Source organism: Novosphingobium kaempferiae (assembly GCF_021227995.1).
GTDB lineage: Bacteria > Pseudomonadota > Alphaproteobacteria > Sphingomonadales > Sphingomonadaceae > Novosphingobium > Novosphingobium kaempferiae.
Genome location: NZ_CP089301.1, coordinates 3,828,449 through 3,853,263, shown reverse-complemented (window position 1 = coordinate 3,853,263; position 24,815 = coordinate 3,828,449). Strand labels below are relative to the sequence as shown.

Annotated in this window: 16 protein-coding genes and 1 pseudogene; 14 read left to right on the top strand and 3 right to left on the bottom strand. The window is 65.1% G+C overall.

All coding sequences use genetic code 11. The features are described 5' to 3' along the window. Positions 1 to 6: 6 nt before the first annotated feature. The 11 genes from LO787_RS17675 to LO787_RS17625 all read left to right on the top strand — a co-directional run bounded on the left by LO787_RS17675 (position 7) and on the right by LO787_RS17625 (position 18,164). Positions 7 to 1,662, top strand: a complete 1,656-nt coding sequence (locus tag LO787_RS17675; RefSeq protein WP_232492304.1) for an FAD-binding protein — start codon at positions 7 to 9, stop codon at positions 1,660 to 1,662. A 492-nt stretch (positions 1,663 to 2,154) separates the two neighbouring features. Further along, a complete protein-coding gene (locus tag LO787_RS17670; RefSeq protein WP_232492303.1) occupies positions 2,155 to 2,655 on the top strand; it encodes an RNA polymerase sigma factor in 501 nt (166 codons plus the stop codon). A 1-nt stretch (position 2,656) separates the two neighbouring features. Next, positions 2,657 to 3,586 (top strand): FecR family protein, encoded by a 930-nt coding sequence (locus LO787_RS17665; protein ID WP_232492302.1) that lies wholly within the window; start codon positions 2,657 to 2,659, stop codon positions 3,584 to 3,586. A 171-nt stretch (positions 3,587 to 3,757) separates the two neighbouring features. Further along, positions 3,758 to 6,706, top strand: coding sequence for a TonB-dependent receptor (locus LO787_RS17660; RefSeq protein WP_232492301.1), 2,949 nt, complete (start codon positions 3,758 to 3,760; stop codon positions 6,704 to 6,706). Positions 6,707 to 6,788: 82 nt separating this feature from the next. Next, positions 6,789 to 8,231 carry a CehA/McbA family metallohydrolase domain-containing protein gene (locus LO787_RS17655; RefSeq protein WP_232492300.1) on the top strand — a complete coding sequence of 481 codons (1,443 nt, stop codon included), beginning with the start codon at positions 6,789 to 6,791 and terminating at the stop codon, positions 8,229 to 8,231. 142 nt (positions 8,232 to 8,373) lie between these two features. Next, complete coding sequence (locus LO787_RS17650) at positions 8,374 to 9,549, top strand: TetR family transcriptional regulator (protein ID WP_232492299.1); 1,176 nt, start codon at positions 8,374 to 8,376, stop codon at positions 9,547 to 9,549. Positions 9,550 to 9,676: 127 nt separating this feature from the next. Next, positions 9,677 to 11,962, top strand: a complete 2,286-nt coding sequence (locus tag LO787_RS17645; protein ID WP_232492298.1) for a TonB-dependent receptor — start codon at positions 9,677 to 9,679, stop codon at positions 11,960 to 11,962. A gap of 67 nt (positions 11,963 to 12,029) precedes the next feature. After that, positions 12,030 to 12,833, top strand: a complete 804-nt coding sequence (locus tag LO787_RS17640) for a hypothetical protein (RefSeq protein WP_232492297.1) — start codon at positions 12,030 to 12,032, stop codon at positions 12,831 to 12,833. A 182-nt stretch (positions 12,834 to 13,015) separates the two neighbouring features. Continuing rightward, positions 13,016 to 15,844, top strand: a complete 2,829-nt coding sequence (locus LO787_RS17635) for a TonB-dependent receptor (protein ID WP_232492296.1) — start codon at positions 13,016 to 13,018, stop codon at positions 15,842 to 15,844. Between the two features lie 77 nt (positions 15,845 to 15,921). Beyond that, a complete protein-coding gene (locus LO787_RS17630; RefSeq protein WP_338045383.1) occupies positions 15,922 to 17,334 on the top strand; it encodes a purple acid phosphatase family protein in 1,413 nt (470 codons plus the stop codon). A gap of 131 nt (positions 17,335 to 17,465) precedes the next feature. Further along, a complete protein-coding gene (locus LO787_RS17625) occupies positions 17,466 to 18,164 on the top strand; it encodes a response regulator transcription factor (protein ID WP_232492294.1) in 699 nt (232 codons plus the stop codon). Positions 18,165 to 18,180: 16 nt separating this feature from the next. Here LO787_RS17625 and LO787_RS17620 read toward each other — a convergent pair whose 3' ends face one another. The 3 genes and pseudogenes from LO787_RS17620 to purL all read right to left on the bottom strand — a co-directional run. Continuing rightward, entirely contained in the window at positions 18,181 to 19,542 is a 1,362-nt protein-coding gene (locus LO787_RS17620; RefSeq protein WP_232492293.1) for a HAMP domain-containing sensor histidine kinase, read from the bottom strand. Further along, positions 19,535 to 20,209 carry a response regulator transcription factor gene (locus tag LO787_RS17615; RefSeq protein ID WP_232492292.1) on the bottom strand — a complete coding sequence of 225 codons (675 nt, stop codon included), beginning with the start codon at positions 20,207 to 20,209 and terminating at the stop codon, positions 19,535 to 19,537. Before LO787_RS17615 ends, LO787_RS17620 begins: the two co-directional genes overlap by 8 nt. A 515-nt stretch (positions 20,210 to 20,724) precedes the next feature. Beyond that, positions 20,725 to 22,878: pseudogene (gene purL / locus LO787_RS17610) on the bottom strand (phosphoribosylformylglycinamidine synthase subunit PurL); the annotation flags it as partial. Positions 22,879 to 23,057: 179 nt separating this feature from the next. Between purL and LO787_RS17605 the strand changes: the two are divergent. From LO787_RS17605 to coaD, 3 genes are read left to right on the top strand one after another with little or no spacing between them, the layout of a single operon-like run. After that, entirely contained in the window at positions 23,058 to 23,303 is a 246-nt protein-coding gene (locus tag LO787_RS17605) for an exodeoxyribonuclease VII small subunit (RefSeq protein ID WP_232492291.1), read from the top strand. Further along, complete coding sequence (locus LO787_RS17600) at positions 23,300 to 24,208, top strand: polyprenyl synthetase family protein (RefSeq protein ID WP_232492290.1); 909 nt, start codon at positions 23,300 to 23,302, stop codon at positions 24,206 to 24,208. The genes LO787_RS17605 and LO787_RS17600 overlap by 4 nt, the downstream gene beginning before the upstream one ends. Continuing rightward, a complete protein-coding gene (coaD, locus tag LO787_RS17595; protein ID WP_232492289.1) occupies positions 24,208 to 24,744 on the top strand; it encodes a pantetheine-phosphate adenylyltransferase in 537 nt (178 codons plus the stop codon). Before LO787_RS17600 ends, coaD begins: the two co-directional genes overlap by 1 nt. Positions 24,745 to 24,815: the final 71 nt, after the last annotated feature.

Genomic DNA, 24,815 nt, shown 5'->3' with positions numbered 1-24,815 from the left:
AGATGGATGATGACGGAAGACTTCAACTGGGATCTGGAGGCGGACGTCGTCGTCCTCGGTTCCGGCGGCGCGGCCATGACGGCGGCGATCGCGGCACACGATTTCGGCGCCAAGGACGTCGTGATCCTCGAAAAGACCGGCATGGTCGGCGGTACGACCGCGATGTCGGGCGGCATGCTCTGGATTCCGGGCAACCACCACCAGCTCGAAGCCGGGATCGAGGAGGATGACGAGGACGTCGTCGCCTATCTCGACTCGCTCGCGCCCGGCAACCTCGATCCCGATACGCTGATGGCGTTCATGGAGACGGGGCCGGAGATGATCCGCTACCTCGCGGACAGGACGCCGGTGCGCTTCCACGCGTATGCCGATTTCCCGGACTACCAGCCCTACATGCCCGGCGCCAAGCCCGACGGCGGCCGCTCGCTGGACAACGACGCCTTCTCGTTCGAGCGGCTCGGCAAGTGGGCGACCCGCGTGAACCCGACCAAGATGGCCTATCCGGTGCGCGGCAGCCTGATGGAAGCCATCAACGGCACCCTCGATGAAGCCACCCTCGCCGAGCGCGAAGCGGGCGACTATCGCGGACTCGGTCAGGCGCTGGCGGGATCGCTGTTCCTCGCCGTCCTCGATCGCGGCATCCCGGTCGAGTTCGAGAAGCGCGCGCGCAAGCTCGTGAAGGACCGCGACCGGGTGATCGGCGTCGTGGCCGAAGACGCTGGCGGCCGTGATTTCCATGTGCGCGCGCGGCGTGGGGTCGTCATCGCCACCGGCGGGTTCGAGTGGAACGAGACGCTGGTGAAGACCTTCCTGCGCGGCCCCCTCACCGGCCCGGTCAGCGTGCCGGAGAACGAGGGCGACGGCCTGCTCATGGCGATCGAGGCGGGCGCCCAGCTCGGCAACATGCAGCACGCCTTCTGGCAGCAGAGCGTGCTGGAGTTCCAGCCGCAGCACCGCGCGGCCAAGCCCAACTACCTGCTCGGTTCGGACGAGCGGGCGCGACCCGGCGCCATCCTCGTCAACCGCAACGGCAAGCGTTTCGTCAACGAGGCAGCCAACTACAACGCCATGGGTAAGGCCCTCCATGCCTTCGACGCGGGCACCCATTCCTACGCCAACCTGCCTTACTGGCTCATCATCGACCAGCGCTATCGCAACAAGTACCAGACCTTCAACACCCCGCCCGGCGGCCCGGTCCCCTCGTTCATGATGCAGGCCGACACGCTGGAGGAACTGGCAGGGAAGGCCGGGATCGACCCGCAGGGACTGACAGCCACCGTGGCGCGCTTCAACGACATGGTGCGCAAGGGCCACGACGACGATTTCAACCGCGGCGACAACACCTACGACAACTTCTACATGTGGGGCGATGCCGAGTTCGATCCGCCGTACCGCACGCTAGGCGTGATCGATCAGGGTCCGTTCTTTGCGGTGAAGATGGAATCGGGCGCGCTGGGCACCGCCGGCGGGCCGAAGACCAACGCCGATGCGCAGGTTCTCGACTGGAGCGGCAACCCGATCCCCGGCCTCTACGCGGCGGGCAACGTCATGGCGGCAGTGCTGGGCGAAGCTTATGGTGGCGCGGGCGGGACGCTTGGGCCGGGTATGACATTCGGCTACATCGCCGGACGCCACCTCGGCACGCATATCCCCAATCACTGAAGGACGGCTGACGCCTCGGAGTGCAGGGCCGGGGCGTCAACTATAACATCCCGCCATAATCGCACCTAGCTGCGCGCAGAGGTCGAGAACTCCACGGCGAAACCCTGCAGACTTTCGAGGAGGCGGGCATGACCGCCGTGCGCTTGCGCGATCGCCCTCACCATGCTCAGTCCGAGACCAGCCCGGGTGTCGTGCGCCAGATCCCCCGCAGCATTCAGCCGCCCTGCAACATGTAGCCTGCGCCTCGGATCGTTCCGCATCGGCTTGCCCGAGCCAATATAGTGCGGCCCCCGATCTCACCGCACGGGGCGAGGACGGCGTTCGAGGTCAGCTCGATGCCGTGGCGACGACTACGCCGGCAGGTTTCACGCCAGCCTCCAATCAAGCCTGGAAGAAAATCCGGGGGTCAGGTCCGCATGTTTGCGTTGAATCGTCATGCGCCGAACTTGGATGTGTCATCAAACCTCATTTTCGCTTTTCTAAGTGGCCCCGATGGGGTTCTCGAACGCATCGAAGTACGCTCCGGGCTCGGCGTTCAGTTGGGCGCGGTTGCGGGATCAGGTCGCGCGCATGACGCGGCGTGACGATGCCGAGGATCTGCTGCATGATGCATGGGTCAACGTCAGCACCGGCTCGACCCTTGCGCGCAATGCCGACGCGCTTCTGGCTCGTGCGGCGACCAATCGCGGCATCGATGCCCACCGTCGTGAGCGACGGGCCAGGGAAACTCTCGTCTGGGATGCGGATGTGGCTACCGTTGCAGATGACCATCCCCTGCAGGACGAGGTGCTCATCGCGCGCGAACGGCTCGACCGTCTGCGCGTGGGGATCGAGGCGCTAAGCCCTCGAACCCGGCAGATTTTCTTGATGTATCGGCTGGACGGCCGTAAATATCGCGAGATTGCCGAGGAACTCGGCATCAGCCAGAGCGCTGTCGAAAAGCACATTGCCAAGGCGATGGCGCATCTGGCCGAGTGGATGGAGAAATGGTGACGTGATCTTCCGCAGCAAGCCGGAGAATATGAACCGGCAGGCGGCGGACTGGCTGGCTCGACTGCACGCGGATGACCGATCCTCTCGGGATGAGGCGGCATTCCATGCGTGGCTGAAGGCCGATCCGTCACACGCCCGTGCATTCGAGAATGCGTCCACGATCTGGGACGCCGTCGGCGGTCTTCGCGACGATCCGCGGCCTGCGCCCCCGCGGCAGCCGGAGCGCGTGTCCCGGCGCGCGGTGATGGCGGGCGGGGCCGGTCTGGTCCTGACTTGCGGGCTGGGGCTCGGCTGGCAGCAAGCCCGCGCGGGCGTGTACGAAACCGGTGTCGGCGAACAGCGGCGCTTCGTGCTGGACGACCGCACGCGCATCATGCTCGATACGAACACCCGCGTGCGCTTCACGGCGAGTTCCTCGCAGCGCCTGCTGACGCTGTCATCGGGCCGCGTCGATGTGGAGATCGCACGGGATGTGCGACCCTTCGTCATCGAAGCGGGCGACAGAAGCGCGGTCGCGCAATCGGGCAGGCTGGACTTGCGCCGGGACGACGGCGTCGTGCTCATCACTGCAGTGCAAGGCAGCGCGCAGGTGCAGTCGGCCGGTGCCCGTGTCGAACTTTCGACGGGACATCGCATCGCCATGGAGCCGGGCCGGCAGGACAAGCTCGACCGGCCCGAGATCGACGACCTGCTGGCATGGCAGAGCGGGCGACTGGCATTCCGCGACGAAACCGTGGCGCAGGCGGTCGCGGAGATGAACCGCTACAGCAGTCGCGAACTGGTCGTCGCAGATGCTCGCGCCGCCGACCTGCGCCTGAGCGGGGTCTACCGCGTCGGCGATCCCGAGGCGTTCGCCCGCTCGCTGGCGGTCCTGCTGCCCGTCGAGATCGCGGCAGAGCCGGACGTGATCCGGATTGCGACGGCTCGCTGAATTTTATTTGCCTCCGGGGGTGAGGAAAAGCCCGTCCAGAACGACGACGCATTAAGCGGCGCTCACGATGGGCGTCCGGACGGGGTATCGGACATGACTTCTTTCAAACGGCAGCTTTGCCGATCGGTGGCGCTTGCGCTGGTTCTTTCAACTGCGTCTCTGGCGCCCTCTGTGCATGCTCAGTCGCGGCAGGTGCGCGTCGCCATCGCCGCGCAGCCGATGGATCGGGCGCTGGAGCAGCTGGCTCGCCAGAGCGGGCAGGACATCCTGTTCACGCGTGATGCCGTGGCGCGCCTCAATGCTCCGGCCGTTTCCGGCGAGTTCGATGCGGAAACGGCTGTTCGCCGCCTGATCGCGGGCACCTCGCTGACGGTCGTGCGCGACCGTTCGGGCGCGCTCATCGTCCGCCCTCTGGCGGCGGCGGCCGCGCAAACGCCAGAAATCGCGAGCGGCGAGCCGACCCCGGCCAGTGAAATCGTCGTGACCGCGCCGTTTTCGGACGGTGTCGAGCGTTCGCTGGGCGTGAAGCGCAATGCGGATTCGATATCGGACGCGGTCGTCGCGGCCGATATCGGCAAACTGCCGGCCTTCAACGTCGCCGAAGCGCTGCAACGCGTGCCCGGCGTCACCATCGTGCGTGAGGCAGGCGAAGGCCAGTTCATCAGCGTGCGCGGGCTCGGGCCGAATTTCCAGGCGGTGACGTTCGACGGCATGCCGCTCGCCTACAACGAGAACATCCGCAATTCCGGCCAGTCCGGCCGCCAGTTCCGCCTGCAGGTGCTGCCCGCCACGCTGATCGACAGCGTCGTCGTTACCAAGTCGCCCACGGCCGACCTGGTCGAGAGCGGCATCGGTTCGACGGTCGACATCCGTCTCATCAAGCCGCTTGATCGGGAGTCCTTCGTCGCCGCCAATGCCTATGCGGGCTATGAGGAACGGACCGACACGGTCAATCCCAACGGCACGATCTCTGCCGGCTGGCGCAATGAGGACAAGACCTTCGGCGTACTGGCAGGCCTGTCCTATTCGCGCCGCAAGGTCCAGTTCGACCGCCTGCGCATGGGATGGCAGGATGCCGAAGTGGAGGGCCTCGGAACGCTGCGGGTGCCCGGCGATGCGCAGCCCTATCTGGAGACCGAGGATCGCGAGCGCATCAGCGCCGTCGTCGGCCTGCAGTGGCGCCCGTCCTCCAGCTTCGAGATCGACGTCGACGGCCTGTTCTCGCAGTTCAACAACGAAACGACCGAACGCCGCCTGACGTATTACATCCCGAGCCAGCTTTCGCGGCTCGACCTGTCCAGCGCAGTGGTCGAGGACGGCAGACTTGTCGCGGGCACGATCCGCGGCGCGCGGGTTCGCAACTACAGCGAATACATGGACCAGTCGCACCAGAACCTCCAGCTCAACACCACGTTCAAGCTGGACCTCGGCGACTGGCATATCGAACCGCGCGTCAGCTACGCCCGCGCCAGCAGCGACCTCGACACGCCGATCCAGCGCGTCCAGTACCGCACGGCGAGCGGACGGGGCGGCAACCTGACGTTCGATTTCAGCGGCGATGTCCTGAACGAAGGGCGCGTCACGTCGCTCTATACCGATCTTGACCTGACCGATCCTTCGCTCATGCCGTTCGAGAGTTTTGCCGTTCGCCCGATCAATTCGATCGACGAGGACAAGAGCTTCATCCTCAACATCTCGCGCGAGATGAACTTCGACGTGGGCGGCATCCGCCTGTCCAAGCTGCGGTTCGGCGGGCAGATATCGGATCGCTATCGTGACTATCAGCGCCGCGACCGTAACAGTGCGACCCTGCGCGACGGCTTCACGCGCACCGACGCCTTCCTCCAGTATCCCGTGCCGGGCAATGCCTTCGACCAGTCGATCGTGAACCGACAGGCGTGGACCAATGTGGACTGGTCGCTGTTCAACCAAGCCTATACGCTTGGCAGCGAGTACGATGGCGTCAGCCCCGATGCGTTGGATCTGGAACCGACGGCAGCGGACCTGCAGAACTCCTACCGCATCGGCGAGAAGATACAGGCGCTCTATGGCCGCATCGATTTCGAATCCGACGTGGGCGACGTGCCGGTTTCCGGCAACTTCGGCCTGCGTTACGTGCGCACCCAGACCGACGTGCGCGGCACCACTATCGCGCCCGTCGCGGATGGTTCGGGAGGCGTGACCACCGAAGTCCTTCCCACGACCACGCGCGCGACTTATGCCGAGTTTCTGCCCAGCGCCAATGCGATGTTCAAGTTCTCGGACAACGTGCAACTGCGTCTGGGTGTGGCCCGCACGATGACGCGCCCTTCGCTCTCCGAACTGCGCAATTCGATCAACACGAACAGCGTCACTGTGACGAGCATCTACAACCAGGGTGCGGCGGCGCTCGATGATCCGACGCTCAATCTGCAAGCATCGGGCGGGAATCCCGCTCTGCGTCCTTATACCTCGTGGAACTTCGACGCTTCGTTCGAATGGTATTTCGACAAGTTCGGTGCGTTCACCGTGGCCGCGTTCCACAAGGACATCAGCAACTACATCGCATCCGACTTCGAGACGCGCACGCTGGCCTTCGCCGTCAACGACGGCACCACGCTGCCGGTGGACATTCTGGTCGCCACCCCGACCAACGTGGGCGATGCCGCGATCTCCGGCGTCGAGTTCGGCTACACCAACAAGCTGCCGTTCGGTCTCGGCGTCACCGCCACGGCGACCTTCGCGACCTCCAAGCTGGAACTGAACACCACCGGCGTCGGCATCCAGTCTGCGGGCATCCAGGGTGTTTCGGATGTCAGCTACTCGATCACGCCCTTCTTCGAGACGGGACCGTTCGAGATCAACGTCAGCTACACCTATCGCAGCAACTACATGACCGATTCCGGCGCGAACGTGACCTCGCTGCCCAGCCCCGAGGATGTCGTGGCGTATTACCAGAAGGGCTTCGGTATCGTCGATCTCGGCGCCAGCTACAAGATCAGGCCCAATATCGAGATGTTCATGCAGGCCGTGAATGTCCTCGACGAACGGCAGGTCTCGTTCGCGGGCAGCGAAAGCGAAGTCAGCGAGATCCACACGTTCGGGCGTACCGTCAACTTCGGCGTCCGCGCCAAGTTCTGATCCCGCTTCCCGATTGACCTGCGGGCACCGCGCCGAAGCTTCGGCGCGGTGCCCGTATTCCCATTGAAGGCCCATGCGACAGATGATGCGTTCAGGACGGCTTCTTGCCTCGGCGATCACCCTTGTACATGCCTTGCCGGCGTATGCCGATGAGCCCGGCCAACGGCGCTGGCTGGCGGGCGATCATCATGTGCACAGCATCTACAGCGCCCGCTACGAAGCGGATCCCGAACATTCCGAGCACCTGCCGGATCCCGTGATCGGCGGCGATTCTTCCCATACGACCCTGCAGAACGTGGAGATGGCGCGCCGCTTCGGGCTGGACTGGATGGTCACCACGGACCACGGAGGCCCCAGGCATTCCGCGCTCAACCATGATCGTGCCTGGCCGGACGTCGTGGCGGCACGCAAGGCGGTGCCCGACATCGTCCTGTTCTACGGCATGGAATTCGACGTTCCGGGCGGCGAGCATGCCAGCCTCATCCTGCCAACCGATGCAACTGAGCGCGCCACGTTGCGGGATATCGAATCCCGCTTCGGCAAGCGCGAGGCGTTCCCTGCCGATCCTTCACGCAATACCAAGGCGAGGATGATCGAAGCGCTGCGATACATGGCCGGACTGCCCGTTCCGCCGGTTCTCATCGCCAATCATCCCTCCCGAACGGCGACCGGCTATGGCGAATGGGGCCTGCACACGCCTGCCGAGTATCAGGCGTGGCAGGAGGCCGCTCCGAATGTCGTTATCGGCATGGAAGGCGCGCCGGGGCATCAGGCTGCCAGACCGGAAACAGGCAAGGACAAGGCGCACGGCTCTCGCGGCCTGTATGGCGGTTTCCCGACGATGGGTGGTTTCGACCAGATGGTCGCCCGCCTGGGTGGCGCCTGGGATGCGCTTCTCGGGAGAGGGCTGCACTGGACCATTACCGCCAACTCGGATTCGCACGGTCACTGGCGTGAGGGCGGCGCCGACTTCTGGCCGGGGGAGTATCCCAAAACCTGGGTCTTCGCCGAGCCGAACGCCCCGGACATACTCGATGGTCTGCGCAATGGGCGTGTTTTCGTCGCCACCGGCAATCTGGTCGACCAACTGGAGGTCAAGGCGGCAATCGGGCCGACATCGCCAAGGACCGCGACCATGGGGCAAACGCTGGCGATACGCGACGGTGACGAACTCGATATCTCCATTCGCTTCCGTCCTGCGCGCACTCCGAATGCCGCTGGGCAATTGCCGAAAGTCGACCACCTGGACCTGATCGCAGGAGGAGCTTCGGGTGTTGAGGGTGACCATAACGACAGTACCCGGATCGTCAGACGCTTCACATCGCGTGACTTTCGGGCCGATGGGGAAGATATTCTCGTATCTCTGCGAATGAAGGTTTCGAAGGGAACGACCTATCTGCGCGTCCGGGGCACGAATACGGAGCAGGGTGAACCCGAACCCGATGTCGCCGGAGAGGATCCGTGGCGTGATCTGTGGTTCTATTCGAACCCGATCTACCTTTCCGGTGAGGAAATCGCACAATGATGTGATCGGTTCTTTGGTCTGAATCTAGGCGACCGGTCCCCATGCACGAACCGCGTGTCACGGGGACGGGCGAAGACCTTATGGCGTTTTGCCGTTCGATACTTGGCTGGACTGCGTCGGCGATGCCTATATGCCATAAGGCATGAACTCCCAGAGCATACCCCGGACCCGCACTAAGCCTCCCGAGATCGAAAGTGTCGTCGATGCCGCCCGCTGTGTGATCGCAGCCAGGGGCGTGGCGGGCATGAGCCTGCGGACCGTCGCCGAAGCGGCAGACACGTCCGTCGGCTCGATCAGCTATCGGATCGGTGATCGCGCGGCGCTGATAACGGCGGTGCTCGACCGCGAGATCGAACTGATGGCCGAAGCGCGCGCGCAGTGGCGGGAGCGGGTCGGCGAAGTCGACGTGCTCGCCAGCAGCATTCTTCCTGATCTCGTCTGCGAATGGCTGGATCAGGGCGCGGGCCCACGCCGCACTTCGGCGATCGTAGCCTGCGAACTGGCGCTGCTGGCCAGTCGGGAGCCGCAGGCGCTGCCCGCAATCGTCACGCTGTTCGAACAGGCGGAGGCCCTGTGGCGCGACCTGCTGCCGGGGTCTGCTCGCGGCGAAACGCTGGCACGGCTCATCGCGCGGTATTGTCTGGACGAGCAGGTGTTCTCCATCGTCCTGTCGGATGAGACGGACTATCGGCTGCTGCGCCATTCGACTGTGCGCGGCATGCTGCGCAGCGGTTCCGGCGCCATCGATCCGTCCTTTACCCAGTGGCACATGGCGCTGGTCGACCGCCTTGCCGTGCCGGCCGCGGCGGCCCTCGATGAGAAGGCAATCGTCCCGCAGGGGACCAAAGCCGCCATCGCGGAACATATCGCCGACATCATCGTGCAGCAGGGTGTCGGCGCCTTGTCCCATCGAACGGTGGCGCAGGCGGCAGGCGCCGCAACGTCAAGCGTGGCGCATCACTTCCCGTCGCATCGCGACATTCTGTTCGCCGGTGTAGAAGCCGTCTATCGCCGCCTGCGCAGCCAGATCCATGCCAGCAGCGCGCGGCTGGGCAATGGCGACATCATCCGCCTGACTCACGAATGCGCGCTCGCCGCACTCGCCGATACCGCCTTCCGCCCCTTCGCCATCGATATGCGCCGTCGCCGTGCCGAGAATGTCCACCACCTCTATGCGCAATGGCTGGGCATTCCCGAGAATTCCGATCGCGCGCGCGTGCAGGCGATGGTCATCGCCTCGATCGGCGACGGCCTGCGCACTTTGGCCACCGACGCCGAATGGGCTGATATGCGTGAGCTGATCGGAACGTTCACCTGAACAGTACGGATGTTTTTATAAAACATAAAACTGGGATAAAAATACCATACAATCGTCCTGAAAGAGTCATGAAGCGACCCTAGAGGCGCGTCCTGAAGATCCCCGATCAACAGGACGGAGCCCTGCCATGTCTGCTTTCAACCGCCAGCGAACGATCCACCTTCTCTCCACCATCCTTGCCGGCACAGTCTTGCCGTTTTGGGCCGTTACGGCGCAGGCCGAGGAAGCGGCACCCGCCGACGATGCGCTTCCGGAAATCACCGTGACGGCGGAGCGCCGCGCGGAAAGCAGCCAGAAGGTGCCGCTGGCGATCCAGTCGATCGATGGCGAGACGCTGGCCAAGACCGGCTACACATCGGTCACCGACCTGCAGTACACGATGCCCGGCGTGCAGTACGACCCGACCCAGGGCGCCGCGTTCCAGATCCGCGGTGTCGGCAGCACCTCCTTCGACTTTTCCAACGCCAAGTCGGTGAGCGTCGTCGTCGATGACGTGGTGATGGACGGACAGCGGGCGAACGGCCTGACCGGGCTTGTCGATATCGAGCGCGTCGATGTGCTCATGGGTCCGCAGGGCACGCTGTTCGGCAAGAACGCGACCTCGGGCGTGATCGCCGTGACCACCACCCGTCCCAAGATCGGCGAATGGTCGCTGCGCGCCAGCGCCAGCTTCGGCGAGCATGACGAGCGCATCCTCAACGCCACCGCCAACGTCCCGCTCGGCCCGATCGCGGCCCTGCGCGTGTCCGGCTTCGACCAGGCCTTCGACGGGTTCGGGCGCAACGTCACGCTCGACCGCAAGGTCGGCTCGCAGCACGAGTACGGTGGCCGCGCGCGCCTTTACCTGGAGCCGTCGGACAGCTTCAACCTGACGCTTTCCGGCGACTACGCCCATCACTGGGACAGCAGCGTGCGCACGCCGGTGTCCGGCCAGTCGGCAGCGTTGACCGCCATCCTTAACGAACTGGGCGTCTATCCCGGCCCCCGGAGCGCTGATACGGCGGACTCCTCTTTCGGCCAGATCGTCACCGAGGAATGGGGCACCTCGCTACGCGCCAATGCCAAGCTGGGCGATCATGACCTGACCTCGATCACCGCCTATCGCGTCACCGGCTACGACAACTCGACCCCGGCCAGCCTCGCGCCCTACGACCGCTATGCGTACATCCCGTTCAACCTCGGAGAGTTGGATACCGACAAGTTCAGCCAGGAAATCCATCTCGCCTCGCCGACCGGCGGCTTCGTGGAGTACCTTGTCGGCGCATTCTACAACCGCCTCCACGCCCGCCAGACCCAGTTGCAGTGGTCCACCGGCGGACAACCGCTTTACAATGTCGCAGGCACGCCGCTACCGACGCTGATCGCGCTGACCGGGGCGATCGGGCGGGACGGCAATGCGTCGCTGTTCGACTCCGTGAACGAGACGATGGCGGCCTTCGGCCAGCTCAAGTTCAACCTTACCCCGCGTCTCGCCCTGACGCTGGGCGGGCGCTACACGCACGACAACAACTCGCAGAGCATCGACTACGTCACGATCAACCCGCTTGAGATCGCGGGCTATACGCCGAACTTCACCGCTTCCAGCGCGGCGCCCGCATTCGATTTCGGCCGGGTTAAGGGCGACAACTTCTCGTTCCGCATCGCGCCGACGTATCAGCTTGCCGACAATGTGATGGTCTATGCGACCTACTCCACCGGCTACAAACCGGCGGGCATCGCCTTCGTCGGCAACAAGTATGCGCCGTATCAGGACGAGACCGTCAAGGCGTGGGAAGCGGGCATCAAGTCGGAATGGTTCGGCCGCCGCGTGCGGTTCAACCTCGACGCGTTCCGCTCCGACTTCAAGGACTTCCAGGCGACGATCCTGACCCAGATCCCCGATGGTTCGGGCGGCATGATAAACGCTACGGTCATCGGCAATGCCGGCGGCCTGCGCACGCAGGGCATCGAAGGTAGCCTGGTCGTCCAGCCCATGCGGGGCCTGCAGCTGTCAGGGGCGGTCACGTACACGGACGCCAAGTTCACCGACTACGTCTACAACGCGACCACGAACTACACGGGTTCGCGCCTGACGAATTCGCCCGAGTGGTCGGGCACCGCGGCCATCGACTACGATCACGAGTTCGGCTCCGGTCTGGGCCTGCGTGCCCATGCCGATTACGCCTATCGCAGCGAATACTGGACGGTGGTTGGACAGCCCGCCTACTCGAACGTGCCGGGCTACGGCCTCGTCAACGGCCGTCTCAGCGTGACCCTGCCGGGCCGCCCGATCGAGATCGGCGTCTACGCACGCAACCTGTTCGACAAGTACTTCTCGACCGGGTGGCAGCAGTACGGCTCGCTGGGCCTGCTCCACTACACCTCGCCCAATGCGCGTCGCACTGTCGGCGGCTTCGTCAACGTCAGCTTCTGAGCCTTGGGAGCCGGACCGGCCATCCGGTCCGGCTCATCGCTTCGCACCGTATTTCAGGGAGAATTCCATGACCACCCGCCGCGCGCTTCTCGTCGGTGCGCCGACCACGCTGCTGGCCGCTCAGGCGGCATTCGCACCCTCTGCCCTTGCCGCAACGCTGGGGGGAGACAGCAGCGACGTCGATGCCCTCGAACGGCTCATGACCAGGACGCTGGACGGCGAATTGGGCGACCAGGCTATTGCCCGTCAGCTCGCGTCGTACATCACCGAGGCGGGCTTCCGCTGGGAATACCCCACTTTCGCGGTGCGCGAAGCGGACAGCGTGGTCGCCTACAGCTTCGGCTATCGATCGGCGACGGGTAAGGTCGATCCGAATACCGGGCTTTCGGACGGCGCGGAAACCCCCGAGCCGGGCCCGGTCAACGTCCTGCTCGCCGACGCCGTGCATGCCATCGCGCGGGTTCGCCCGGTGCGAATCTACGCGCAGTGGGAAATCGCACAAGTCCTGACCGGGAAGCACGGCATGAAGGACATCGTGCCCATCCATCCCGTCAAGGGGCCGGACGGCAAGACGATCTACCTCAGCACCGATGGCGTGGCCAAGGCCGTGGTGGCCCATGCCGGCTCCGCTCAAGCCCTGGGCAAGGTGGCCGTCGTCGGGCATCGCGATCACGTGAAGCGCTGCGTGCTGGTTTCGCGCGACAACGGCATGACCGCCGCCGTCGCCCGCGAAGTGCCGCTGCCGGTCGAATACGATCCGCAGTCCGCACAGCCCTGGACCCGCCGCCGCGACGCCTATCTCCTCAGCGATCTGATCGCGCAACTCTCAATGACGCGCAACCGGGTCATCGGCGAGCTGGCAGGCCGATAGAACCGAGCCCCTATTCTCCGGCGCGTCGGACGCGTCGGGATGCGCCGAACATTGAAAAGTCCCAATGTTCGATGCTCGGGACAGGTCTTTGCCCGGATTGTAACAGAAGCGTCATGTCGCGCATCGACTAGGCCGCCCCGACAGCCTGCGCATTACCGCAGGCATCCTCAAGGGGGCAGACAATGGGTATCCGCAGCACACTCTGGCACAGCAGCCGGGGCATCATCGCACTTGCACTTCTGGCGCCCGGAGCGGCGTTGGCGGGCACCGTCAGCGGCACCGTGTCGGACGACACCGGAACCCGCGCGCTGCAGTCGGCGCAAGTGCGCATCGTCGAACTGGACCGCAGCGTGCAGGCCGAGCGCGACGGCAGCTTCCGCTTCGCGGACGTCGCGCCGGGCACGTACACGCTGGAGGCGCGCTACGTCGGGGCCGAGGTGACGACGCAGTCGGTCACGGTTCCCGCGACCGGCACTGTCACCAGCGACTTCTCCCTTGCCGGGATCGGCGGGGCGGACATCCTCGTCGTCGGCCAGATCGCCAGCCAGTCCTCCGCCCTGTCGCGCCAGCGCGCTGCGGACGGCGTGGAGAGCGTGCTGACGCGCGATGCGATCGGCCAGTTCCCCGACCAGAACGTCGCGGAATCGCTGCGCCGCCTTCCGGGCGTGAACATCCTGAACGATCAGGGCGAAGGCCGCTTCGTGTCGGTGCGCGGCCTCGATCCGTCGCTGAACGCCGCCTCGATCAACGGCGTGCGCGTTCCTGCCCCCGAGGGCGATACCCGCACCGTGGCGATGGACGTGATCCCGTCCGAGCTGATCGAATCGATCGAGGTGAAGAAGTCGCTCACCCCCGACATGGACGGCGACACCATCGGCGCCTCCATCGAGATCAACACCACCAGCGCCTTCGACCGCAAGAAGGATCTCTACTCGGTCAAGCTGGAGGGCAGCTACAACGACTACGCCGATGCGCTGACGCCCAAGGGCAGCGTGGACTTCTCCACCCGCGTGACCGACCGCTTCGGCATCGCCGGCGGCTTCAGCTACTATCGCCGCAAGTTCGAGAGCGACAACATCGAGGGCGCGGACTGGGCGCTGGACGACAACGGCAACGCCTATGCCGCCGAGATGCAGTACCGTGACTACGACGTCGAGCGCAAGCGCATGGGCGGGTCGCTCAGCTTCGACTGGCAGGCGACGGACACGACCAAGCTCTATGCCCGCGGCCTCTACAGCCAGTTCGAGGACCGGGAGTATCGCGGCGACGTGATCTTCGTGCTCGACGAGGCGCCGAGCCGCAGCACCGCCACCAGCGCAGAGTTCTCGTCCGAGGACGGCCGCGTCGAAGTGCGCCGCCGCATGAAGGACCGTTTCGAGAAGCAGAAGATCAAGTCGCTCACCATCGGCGGCGTGACCGAGGCGGGGCCGTGGAAGGCGGTCTATTCGGGCAGCTGGTCCGAGGCGAGCGAGCGCGAGAACGGCTCGGTCGATCCCACCCGTTTCCGTGCCCGCTTCGAGGAGGGCGACGATGTCACGGTCGGCTTCGACTACGCCAACCCGAGGAAGCCGCGCTTCAGCGTGACAGGCAACACCGATGCCTTCTACGATCCCGAGAGCTACGGGTTCAACGAATTGCAGCAGACGGTCCTGCTCGATGCCCGCGACCGCGAATATTCGGTGAAGGGCGATATCTCCCGCGAGTTCGCGACCGGCAGCGGCACCTTCACCGTGCAGGCGGGCATGAAGGCCCGCTGGCGCAAGAAGTCGCTGGCGCAGCGCGTCGATGCCTATGACGACTATGACGGCGATTATACGCTGGCCGACGTGCTGGGCAGCCAGACCTACCGCATCCAGGATATCCTGCCGCTGCCGAGCCAGCGCGGCCCGACAGACTTCTTCAACGCCAATCGCGACAACTTCGTCCTCAACCCGATCGACACCGCGGTCGAATCCAATTCGGCCGACTTCTCGGTGAAGGAGGACATCCTCGCCAGCTACCTGATGGGCCGCTGGGACAGCGACACCGTGCGCATCATCGCCGGTGTCCGCGTGGAGCAGACCCGCAACGACATCCGCGCCAAGCTGACGCAGGTGGTCGAGGAAGGGCAGGAATATCAAGGCGTCGAGGTGGAGGAGGACACCGTCTTCGTCACCCCGAACCGCTTCATACGCAACTACACCGACTGGCTGCCCAGTCTGACGATCCGCTACGAGCCGGTGCGCAACCTCGTGCTGCGTTTCGGCGGGTTCAAGAGCCTCGTCCGCCCGAACCTCTCCAGCCTCGCCCCGCGCTTCATGCTGAACGAGGATCTGGAGGCGGAGACCGGCAATCCGAACCTCAAGCCGTATCGCGCATGGAATATCGACGCTTCGGCCGAATGGTACTTCGGCAACAATGCGGCGCTGACGGCGGGCTTCTTCTGGAAGTCGATCGAGGATTTCACGGTCGAGCAGCGCTCGCGCACGCCGGGGACGATCTACGGCGTCGCCTATGACGAACTGACCAGCTTCATCAATGGCGACAACGCCAAGGTGAAGGGCTTCGAGGTTTCCTACAGCCAGGCGTTCACGTTCCTGCCCGCGCCGTTCGACGGCCTGCTGGTCAACGCCAACTACACCTACACCGATGCCCGCGGCACGGTGCTTAACGATGGCGACATCACCGATCCGCGCAGCATTCCGCTGGCGTCGGCCTCGAAGAACACGTTCAACGTCGTGCTGGGATACGAGAAGGGGCCGATCTCGCTGCGCGCGGCGGGCACCTATCGCGACAAGTACCTCGACGAGCTGGGCAGCACCCCCGAGCAGGACCGCTACGTCTCCGACCAGTTCCAGCTCGATCTCAGCGCCAAGTACCGCGTCATGCCGGGCGTGCGCCTGTTCGCCGAGTGGATCAACGTCACCGATGCGCCGTACTTTGCCTACCAGAACCTTGGCGGGGCACGTCGCCTGCTGCAGTATGAGCAGTACAACTGGACGGCCAAGTTCGGCGTGACCGCGAGCTTCTGATCCCGTTCCCGTCCTGCCGCCGCCGCCTTGCCTTCGGGCCGGGCGGCGGCGCCGTGTTTTTCCGGAGCTACCGAACCATGGCATCCCTTCGTCGTCTGTCCGCCCGGGTCGCGCTTGGCGCGCTGGCCCTTTGTCTCATTCAACCCGCGAGCGCCCAGGAGGCCGTGCCGCGCTCCGCCGGGACGCCTTATGCCGCCCGTAACCTGCCCGACAGGATCATGCTGACGCCCGCTGCCGATCCGACGAAGGGCATGGCTGTCGCGTGGCGCACCGATGCCGCGCAGAGCGCAAGCGAAGCCCAGATCGCCGTCGCGGTCGACGGGCCGACGCTGGAGGAGAAGGCGAGCCTCGTCACCGGCGCTCCGGGCGTCGCGAAGGACAGCGCCAACGGTCCCGCGCTCTATCATCAGGTCCGCTTCGAGAACCTGACGCCGGACACCGTCTATGCCTATCGGTTGAAGGGCAGCGCGGGCTGGACGGAGTGGATGCAGTTCCGCACCGCCAGCGCCGAGGCGAAGCCGTTCCGCTTCCTCTACCTCGGCGATATCCAGAACGGCATCCTGACGTATGCCAGCCGTGTCATCCGGCAGGCCTTCCATGCCAATGGCGGCATCGAACTGGTGCTCCATGCGGGCGACCTTGCCGCGCAGCGCGACGACCTCGACCATGATGACGAATGGGGTGAGTTCAATCAGGCGGGCGGCTACAACTGGGGCATCGTCCCGCAGGTGCCCGCGACCGGCAATCACGAATATGTCGACGTGGCGCTGCCGAACGGCGCGGAAAGCCGCAAGCTCGGGCCGTACTGGCCGCTCCAGTTCGCGCTGCCCGCCAACGGCGCGCCGGGCGTGAAGGCGACGACCTATTTCGTCGACTATCAGGGCGTGCGCTTCATCGTGCTCGACGGCACTTCCGCCATCGATCTGGGCACCATGAAGCAGCAGACCCGCTGGCTGGACGAGACGCTGGCATCCAGCAAGGCGAAGTGGAACGTCGTGCTGTTCCACCAGCCCGTCTTCACCTGCGCCCGTCCGCAGGATACGTCCGAGGTGAAGGCGGCGTGGAAGCCGGTGTTCGAAAGCCGCAAGGTGGACCTCGTGCTGCAGGGGCACGACCACTGCTACAGCCGCCTGACGTCGGAGGCCGGGCGCGAGGCTTCGGCGGCGATGCGCAAGGACGGCAAGGTGCAGGGGCCGGTCTATCTCGTCTCGGTGACGGGATCGAAGATGTACGGCCTCAACGATCGCGCCCGCACCCAGCCCGACCGGACGGCAGAGGCGACCGAACTCTATCAGGTGGTCGATGTGGCGGGGGATCGGCTGAAGTTCCGCACCTTCACCGCGTCGGGCAGGCTCTACGACGGCTTCGACCTTGAGCGCCGCACCGACGGCAATCACCTTATCGATATCGACGAACCGATGATCTCGGTGCGCACCTGCAACGGCAATGTCGGGCCCGATGGCGGCAAGTGCGTGGCGCGCGGCAAATAGCCCTGAAAACCGCCGGAATATTGCTTCTTCCCAATGTTCCGGCGGCGGCCTGTCAAATCGCGGGCAGCGGTCGCATTAGCCTTCCGGTCAGCCCTGTTCCGGCGCTTGGCTGGCCAGGAGTACCTTTACCGATGCGTCCGCCTTTCACCGTCCTGCACGATGTCCTGATCGTCGAGGACGACGTGCAGCTAGCCGAAAGCCTCTCGCAAAGGCTCCGCAGCGTCGGGCATGCCGTGACGCTTCTGACGAACGGGCAGGCAGCGCTTCGGGCCGTGATCGAAGGCGATTTCGACGTCATCGTGCTGGGGCTCGTGCTGCGCGGAATGGACGGCCTCAACGTCGTGCGCAGCCTGCGAGACGAGGGAGTGACGACGCCTGTCATCATGATGGCGGCTTTCGCGGACAGCGCCGAAAGGATCGACGGTCTGGAAGGCGGTGCCGACGACTACATGGTAAAGCCCATCGACATCGAGGAACTCCATGCCCGCATCAAAGCGGTGCTGCGCCGACGCAACTGGTCCACCGAAGGCGGCGGCACCATCGGCACGGACGATATCACGGTGAGCCCGAGCAGACTGCGCGCGTGGTATCGGGGCGTCGGGCTGGATCTGTCCGTGCAGGAATTTCGCCTGCTGGCGCAACTCGTCCGCAACGCCGATTCCGTCCTCTCGCGCGAGACGCTCTATGAGACCGTGTGGAGAAATGGTTCGCCCCCCAGTTCGAAAGTGGTCGATGCGCATGTAAGCCGGATACGTCGCCGCATGATCGAACAGGTTGGCGTCGATCCGATCGTCACCGTGCGCGGGGCAGGCTACATGGTCCGCAAGTGACAGGCGGGGCTTGCGGTCACGGTCGCTCAGCGAGTGGCAGCTCGATATCGACCCGGAGCCCCGGCTCCGCATCCGACAGGCGGAGGCGACCGCCATGCACTTCAGCCACCGCCTCGACGAGATTGAGGCCGAGACCGTAGCCCGGGCTGCCGCGGGATCGGTCGCCTCGCGTGAAGCGCTGCTTGAGCAGTTCCTGCCTGTGCTCAGGGACGCCATGGCCATCGTCGGTCACGCTCAGTACCACCTTGGTGCCGTTCAGGCACAGCTTTACACGTATGCTGGAACGCGGCGGCGTATGGCGGATGGCGTTCTCCAGCAGGTTGACGAGAGCCTGCGATACCAGCTCCGCATCGCCCAGAACCCGCATTTCCGGGCCGATGCTGCAGGTCAGCGACTTGTCGCTGTCCTCGGCGACGGCGGCATAGCTCTCGCAGACGCTGGCGACGGCGGCGCTGAGGTCGAAGACCCGGAAATACTGCCTCAACGCCCCCGCCTCCACCTCGGCGATACGCAGCAAAGCGCTGAAAAGTGACAGAGTTGCGTCGATTTCGACGATCGAACGCTCGACTTCGTCCTGCAACGCCCCCTCTTCGGGCGTCAGCACCATCATGCGTTCCAGCCTCTGCCGAACCTTGGCAAGCGGAGTGCGCAAGTCGTGCGCGATGCCGCTGGAAACCTGCCGCAAATTCTCGATCAGCGCACTGTTGCGGTCCAGCATCGCGTTGAGCGTCCCGGCAAGCTGGCCGAATTCGTCATCGGGTTGCGACACCGGCATACGCAGGCTCATATCCCCCGAGATGATGCCCTGAGCCGTGGCGTTCATGGCCCTCAGTCGAGACCGGATCGCGCGGGTCAGCCACACGCCGCCGATGATCCCGCCCAGCAGCGTCGCGCCAAGGCCTGCGAGCAGGATCAGCGCCGTAGTGCGGCGCAGCGCACGTTCCGGGGCGAGTTCCATCGCCACCGTCAGGCTGTTTCCGTCCTTCAGATCGACGGTGAAGGCACGCGCCACGTTGCGTCGGCCATCCTGGTCCCGGAACTGAATCTGCTCCCACCCGGTGCGCGGACGATCGGTCGTCAGTTCGCCGCCGAGCCTGCGCCCATTCCCGTCCGTCAGCAGGTAGCCGAGCGCATTGACGCCGCGGTCGTCCCGACGTTGCAGCGTGTCGCGAAGCGCGACGATGCCACGGTGGCGATGAATATCGGCCAGATAGTCGCTCTCGGCCGCGATCCGATCGTCAAGCTGTTCGCGCAATGCGCTTTCGCCGATGATATAGATCGTTGCGCCCAGTCCCAGCGTCGCAATCGTGTAGAACACGACGAACCAGCCCGCGATACGCGTGATCGCCCCAAGGCGGCCGTGACGTGGTTCAGACATCGCTGCGCAGCTTGTAGCCTACCCCGCGCACGGTAACTATCGGATCGCGCTCGAAACCCGCGTTCAGCTTCTGCCGCAGACGGCTCATGTGCGTTTCCACGATATTGGTCTGCGGATCGAAATGGAAATGCCAGACCTGTTCCAGCAGCATCGCGCGCGAAACCACCTGGTCCTGCTGGCGGATGAGTTGTTCCAGCAGTTCGAACTCCCGCGGCTGGAGGACGATCCTCTGCCCTTCGCGCCACACGTCCCTGCGGACCCTGTCGATCTTGATGGTGCCGCATGCCGCCGTATCGCCGAGACCTCCCCGTCCGCGACGACTGAGAGCATCGATGCGCGCGCACAGTTCGGCCATCGCGAAAGGCTTGACGAGATAGTCGTCCGCACCGCTTCCAAGCCCCTTCACGCGGTCCTCGATCGCGCCGAGGGATGTCAGCATCAGGATCGGTTCGGAAAGACCCAGCCCGCGCATCTCCGAAACGAGATCGGTCCCGTCGATATCCGGCAGCATGCGGTCGACGATCAGGACATCGCAGTTCTCGCCTTGCGCACGGCGCAGCCCCTGACGCCCTTCCTGCTCGGTCAGCGTGACATGGCCCTGCAGCGCCAGCCCATCTGTGATGAAGCCGGCCATCTCGGCGTCGTCCTCTATCAGCAATATGCGCATCGCACCCTTCAGCCTTCTTCTGCGCCGTTCCGTTAGCGTGAGTTTCGATCCGACCCAACTCGCGGATGCAGCCATATCCCGCGTGCTTCGCAGGCCTGCGCGCCAACATTGGGAAGAATCAATGTTTGCCATGCGGAAGGCGCGACCTCGTGAACCTATCTCGAGGCGGCCCCGTGAACCGTGACGGTTCGCCAGTTTCCGGCCGAGTGACGACATGCATCTGGATTTCGAAAAGACCGACTTCTCCACTTACGCGACGGACATCTGCATCGTCGGTGGCGGCGTCGCTGCCATTACGATGGCGCGCCGCCTGCTCGCGAGAGGTCGGACCGTCACGATACCGGAAGCGGGGGGCGCCGGCTCCCGTGCTGGTGCTACCCAAGCAGACGATTGACGGCGGTTTCGGCGCTTAGGCGGGGGTTGTGTGGGGCCGGGCGCATCAGCGTGCCGGTCCCGCGATGCGTGGAGTACAGACGCAAGAAAGGCCCCTTTCGGGGCCTTTTGCTTTGTCTTTGCTCCATCCACTCCTTGAAGAAAGCCTCGTTGGCCTGGCGCAGCGCGGCGATCTCGACGCCCGCGACCTTGGTTCCGCCGACGGTGCCGATCTTCACGGCTTCCGGCAGAACCGTACCGGCGGGTGCCGTCAGCACGTAGCGCGACTGGTCTTCGCCGAAGGCCTGCGCCGTGGTGAGATCGGCGTCGAGCGTGCAGCCGAGGCCGCTGGCCAGCGCCATTTCCGCCAGAGCGACGAGGAGGCCGCCATCGCTGATGTCGTGGACGGCAGTGACCTTGCCTTCGCCGACCCAGCCACGGACCACGCCGCCGTTGTGGGCTTCAAGCTTGAGGTCGACCTGAGGCGCTTCGCCGGCTTCCTGCCCTGCGATGTCCTTCAGCCAGAGCGACTGGCCGAGGTGCGTGCCTTCGCCGCCGAGGAGGAAGATATCCTCGCCCTCGGCCTTGAACGCGACGGTCGCCATCTTGTCGTGGTCGGCGAGGATGCCGACGCCGCCGATTGCCGGGGTCGGCAGGATCGCCGAGCCGCCGCCGGTGGCCTTGGACTCGTTGTAGAGTGACACGTTGCCCGAGACGATCGGGTAGTCGAGCGCACGGCAGGCATCGCCCATGCCGTTCAGGCAGCCGACGATCTGCGCCATGATCTGCGGACGCTGCGGGTTTGCGAAGTTCAGGCAGTTGGTGATCGCCAGCGGCAGGCCGCCGACCGCGCTGATGTTGCGGTAGGTCTCGGCCACCGCCTGCTTGCCGCCCTCGTAGGGGTCGGCGTAGCAGTAGCGCGGCGAGCAGTCGGTGCTGATCGCCAGTGCCTTGCGCGTACCGTGGACGCGCACGACGGCGGCGTCGCCGCCCGACTTCTGCATCGTGTCCGCGCCGACCTGGCTGTCGTACTGCTCCCAGATCCATTTGCGCGAGGCGAGGTCCGCGCCGCCCATGAGCTTGAAGAGGTCCGCACCGAGATCCGTGCTTTCGGTGACTTCACCGAGCGCCGGGACGGCAGCCCAGACCTTGTATTCCTCGGGCGAAACGTAGGGCCGCTCGTATTCCGGCGCGTCGTCGGCGAGCGGGCCGAGCGGGATGTCGCAGACCACTTCGCCGTTGAATTCCAGCACCATGTGGCCGGTATCGGTCACTTCGCCGATGACCGCGAAGTCCAGTTCCCACTTGCGGAAGATGGCTTCCGCCATGGCTTCCTTGCCGGGCTGGAGGACCATGAGCATGCGCTCCTGGCTCTCGCTCAGCATCATTTCGTAAGGCGTCATCGCCTCTTCGCGGCAGGGGACGGCGTTCATGTTGAGGCGGACGCCCGCGCCGCCCTTGCTGGCCATTTCGACCGACGAGGAGGTGAGGCCGGCCGCGCCCATGTCCTGGATCGCGACGATGGCGTCGGTCGCCATCAGTTCGAGACAGGCCTCGATCAGCAGCTTCTCGGTGAAAGGGTCGCCGACCTGCACGGTCGGGCGCTTTTCCTCGGAATTCTCGTCGAAATCGGCCGATGCCATGGTGGCGCCGTGGATGCCGTCGCGGCCGGTCTTGGAGCCGACGTAGACGATCGGATTGCCGAGGCCGGTGGCCGCCGAATAGAAGATCTTGTCGGTATCGGCGACGCCGACGGTCATCGCATTGACGAGGATGTTGCCGTCATAGGCCTTGTGGAAGTTCGTCTCGCCGCCGACCGTGGGAACGCCCACGCAGTTGCCGTAGCCGCCGATGCCCGCGACCACGCCCTTGACGAGATGCTTCATCTTCGGGTGGTCGGGACGGCCGAAACGCAGGGCGTTCATGTTGGCGACGGGGCGCGCGCCCATCGTGAAGACGTCGCGCAGGATGCCGCCCACGCCGGTCGCAGCGCCTTGATAAGGCTCGATATAACTGGGATGGTTGTGGCTTTCCATCTTGAAGATGGCGGCCTGACCGTCGCCGATGTCGATCACGCCCGCGTTCTCGCCGGGGCCGCAGATGACCCAGGGGGCCTTGGTCGGCAGCTTCTTGAGGTGGAAGCGGCTCGACTTGTACGAGCAGTGCTCCGACCACATCACCGAGAAGATGCCGAGTTCCACGAGGTTCGGCTCTCGTCCCAGCGCGTGCAGCACACGCTCGTATTCTTCGGGATTGAGGCCATGCGCCTCGACGACGTCAGGGGTGATTCCGGTCATGCGACGCGCCTTAGCCATGTCGGTGCGCCTGCGCTAGACCGCTTGAACATGGGTGTACTGAACGGCACCTAAGTCCACCTGAACGTCCCTGAAGCGTCACCGGCCGGTACAGGACACGATCCTGCGGTAAATCGGGCGGCCACCTTGACCGTTCCCATCCCGAAGGCCATTGCTTGCCCATGGATTCCGACAGCCAGACCATCGATACGCTCAGCTTCGAAGATGCGCTTCGTGCGCTCGAGACCATCGTGCGCCAGCTTGAGAGCGGGGACGTGCCGCTGGAGGATTCGATATCGCTTTATGAAAAGGGCGAGAAGCTGCGGCAGCATTGCCAGAAGCGCCTCGACGCCGCGCAGGCGCGGATCGAGCGCATCGTCGCCGGGCCGGACGGCGCGGCGACGGGCACGCAGCCGTTCGATCTGTGACCACTGTGGGGGCAAATGATTCGCTGCTGGCCGATGGCCTGTCGCGGATCGCGGAAGAGATCGACGGGGCGTTCGACGCGCTGCTGCCGGTCCCCGATGACGCCCGCGCAAAGCTGGTCGAGGCGATGCGCTATGCCGCCATTGGCGGCGGCAAGCGGCTGCGCCCGCTGCTGCTGGCGGCGGTGGCCGAGATGTACGGCGTCCAGCGCGAGGCGGCGATCCGGGCGGGCATCGCCATCGAATCGATCCACGTCTATTCGCTGATCCACGACGACCTGCCGTGCATGGACGACGATGCCCTGCGCCACGGCAAGCCGACGCTGCACCTCGCCTTCGACGAGGCGACCGCCGTGCTCGCGGGCGATTCGCTCCATGCCTTCGCCTTCGAGGTGCTGGCGGACCCCGCTACCAGCGCCGATCCCTTCACCCGCATCGAACTGGTCCGCACGCTTGGCCACGCCAGCGGCGCGCAAGGGATGGCGGGCGGCCAGATGATGGACCTCGTGGCCGAGACCAGCGAGTTCGACCTTCAGACCGTGACCCGCCTCCAGCAGCTCAAGACCGGGGCGCTGCTTGGCGCGGCGGTGGAGATGGGCGCGATCCTGGGGCGTATCCCGCCCGAGGGACGCGGTCACCTGCGTGGCTATGCCCGCGATATCGGCCTCGCGTTCCAGATCGCCGACGACCTCATCGACCATGAGGGCGACGCGGCGGTCGCGGGCAAGGCCGTGGGCAAGGACGCGGCGGCGGGCAAGGAGACGTTCGTCTCGCTGCTCGGCCCGGAGCGCGCGCGCGAACAGGCACGCATGCTGGTCGAGCAGGCCGTCGGACATCTTGCGCAGCATGGCCGCGAAGCCGACCTGCTGCGCGCCGTCGCACGCTATATCATCGAGAGGGATCACTGATGCCTACCAGCGATTTGGCCAGCGATCATGAACGCGTCGGCGTCTATCCCGGCACTTTCGACCCGATCACGCTGGGCCACGCCGACATCATCCGGCGCGGTTCCAAGCTGGTCGACAAGCTCATCATCGGCGTCACCACCAATCCGTCGAAGAACCCGCTGTTCACGCCGGAAGAGCGCATGGCCATGGTCGAGCGCGAGGTGGCGGCGATGGGGATCGACAATGTCACCGTGGTCGGCTTCAACGCGCTGCTGATGAAGTTCGCGCAAGTGCAGGGCGCCAGCGTGATCGTGCGCGGCCTGCGCGCCGTCGCGGACTTCGAATACGAATACCAGATGGCCGGGATGAACCAGCAGCTCAATTCCGCCATCGAGACGGTGTTCCTGATGGCGGACGTGAGCCTGCAGCCGATCGCGTCCAAGCTGGTCAAGGAAATCGCGATGTTCGGGGGTGATATCGCGAAGTTCGTCAGTCCTGCGGTGCGCGAGGATGTCGTCGCACGCATCGCCCAGAACGGGCTGATGGGAGACTACTGAGACCGTGCGGGCAGGCGGGCCCGCGCGACAACTTGTTCATTGTGTCGTCAGCGGGGGCGCTCTATCGCGTC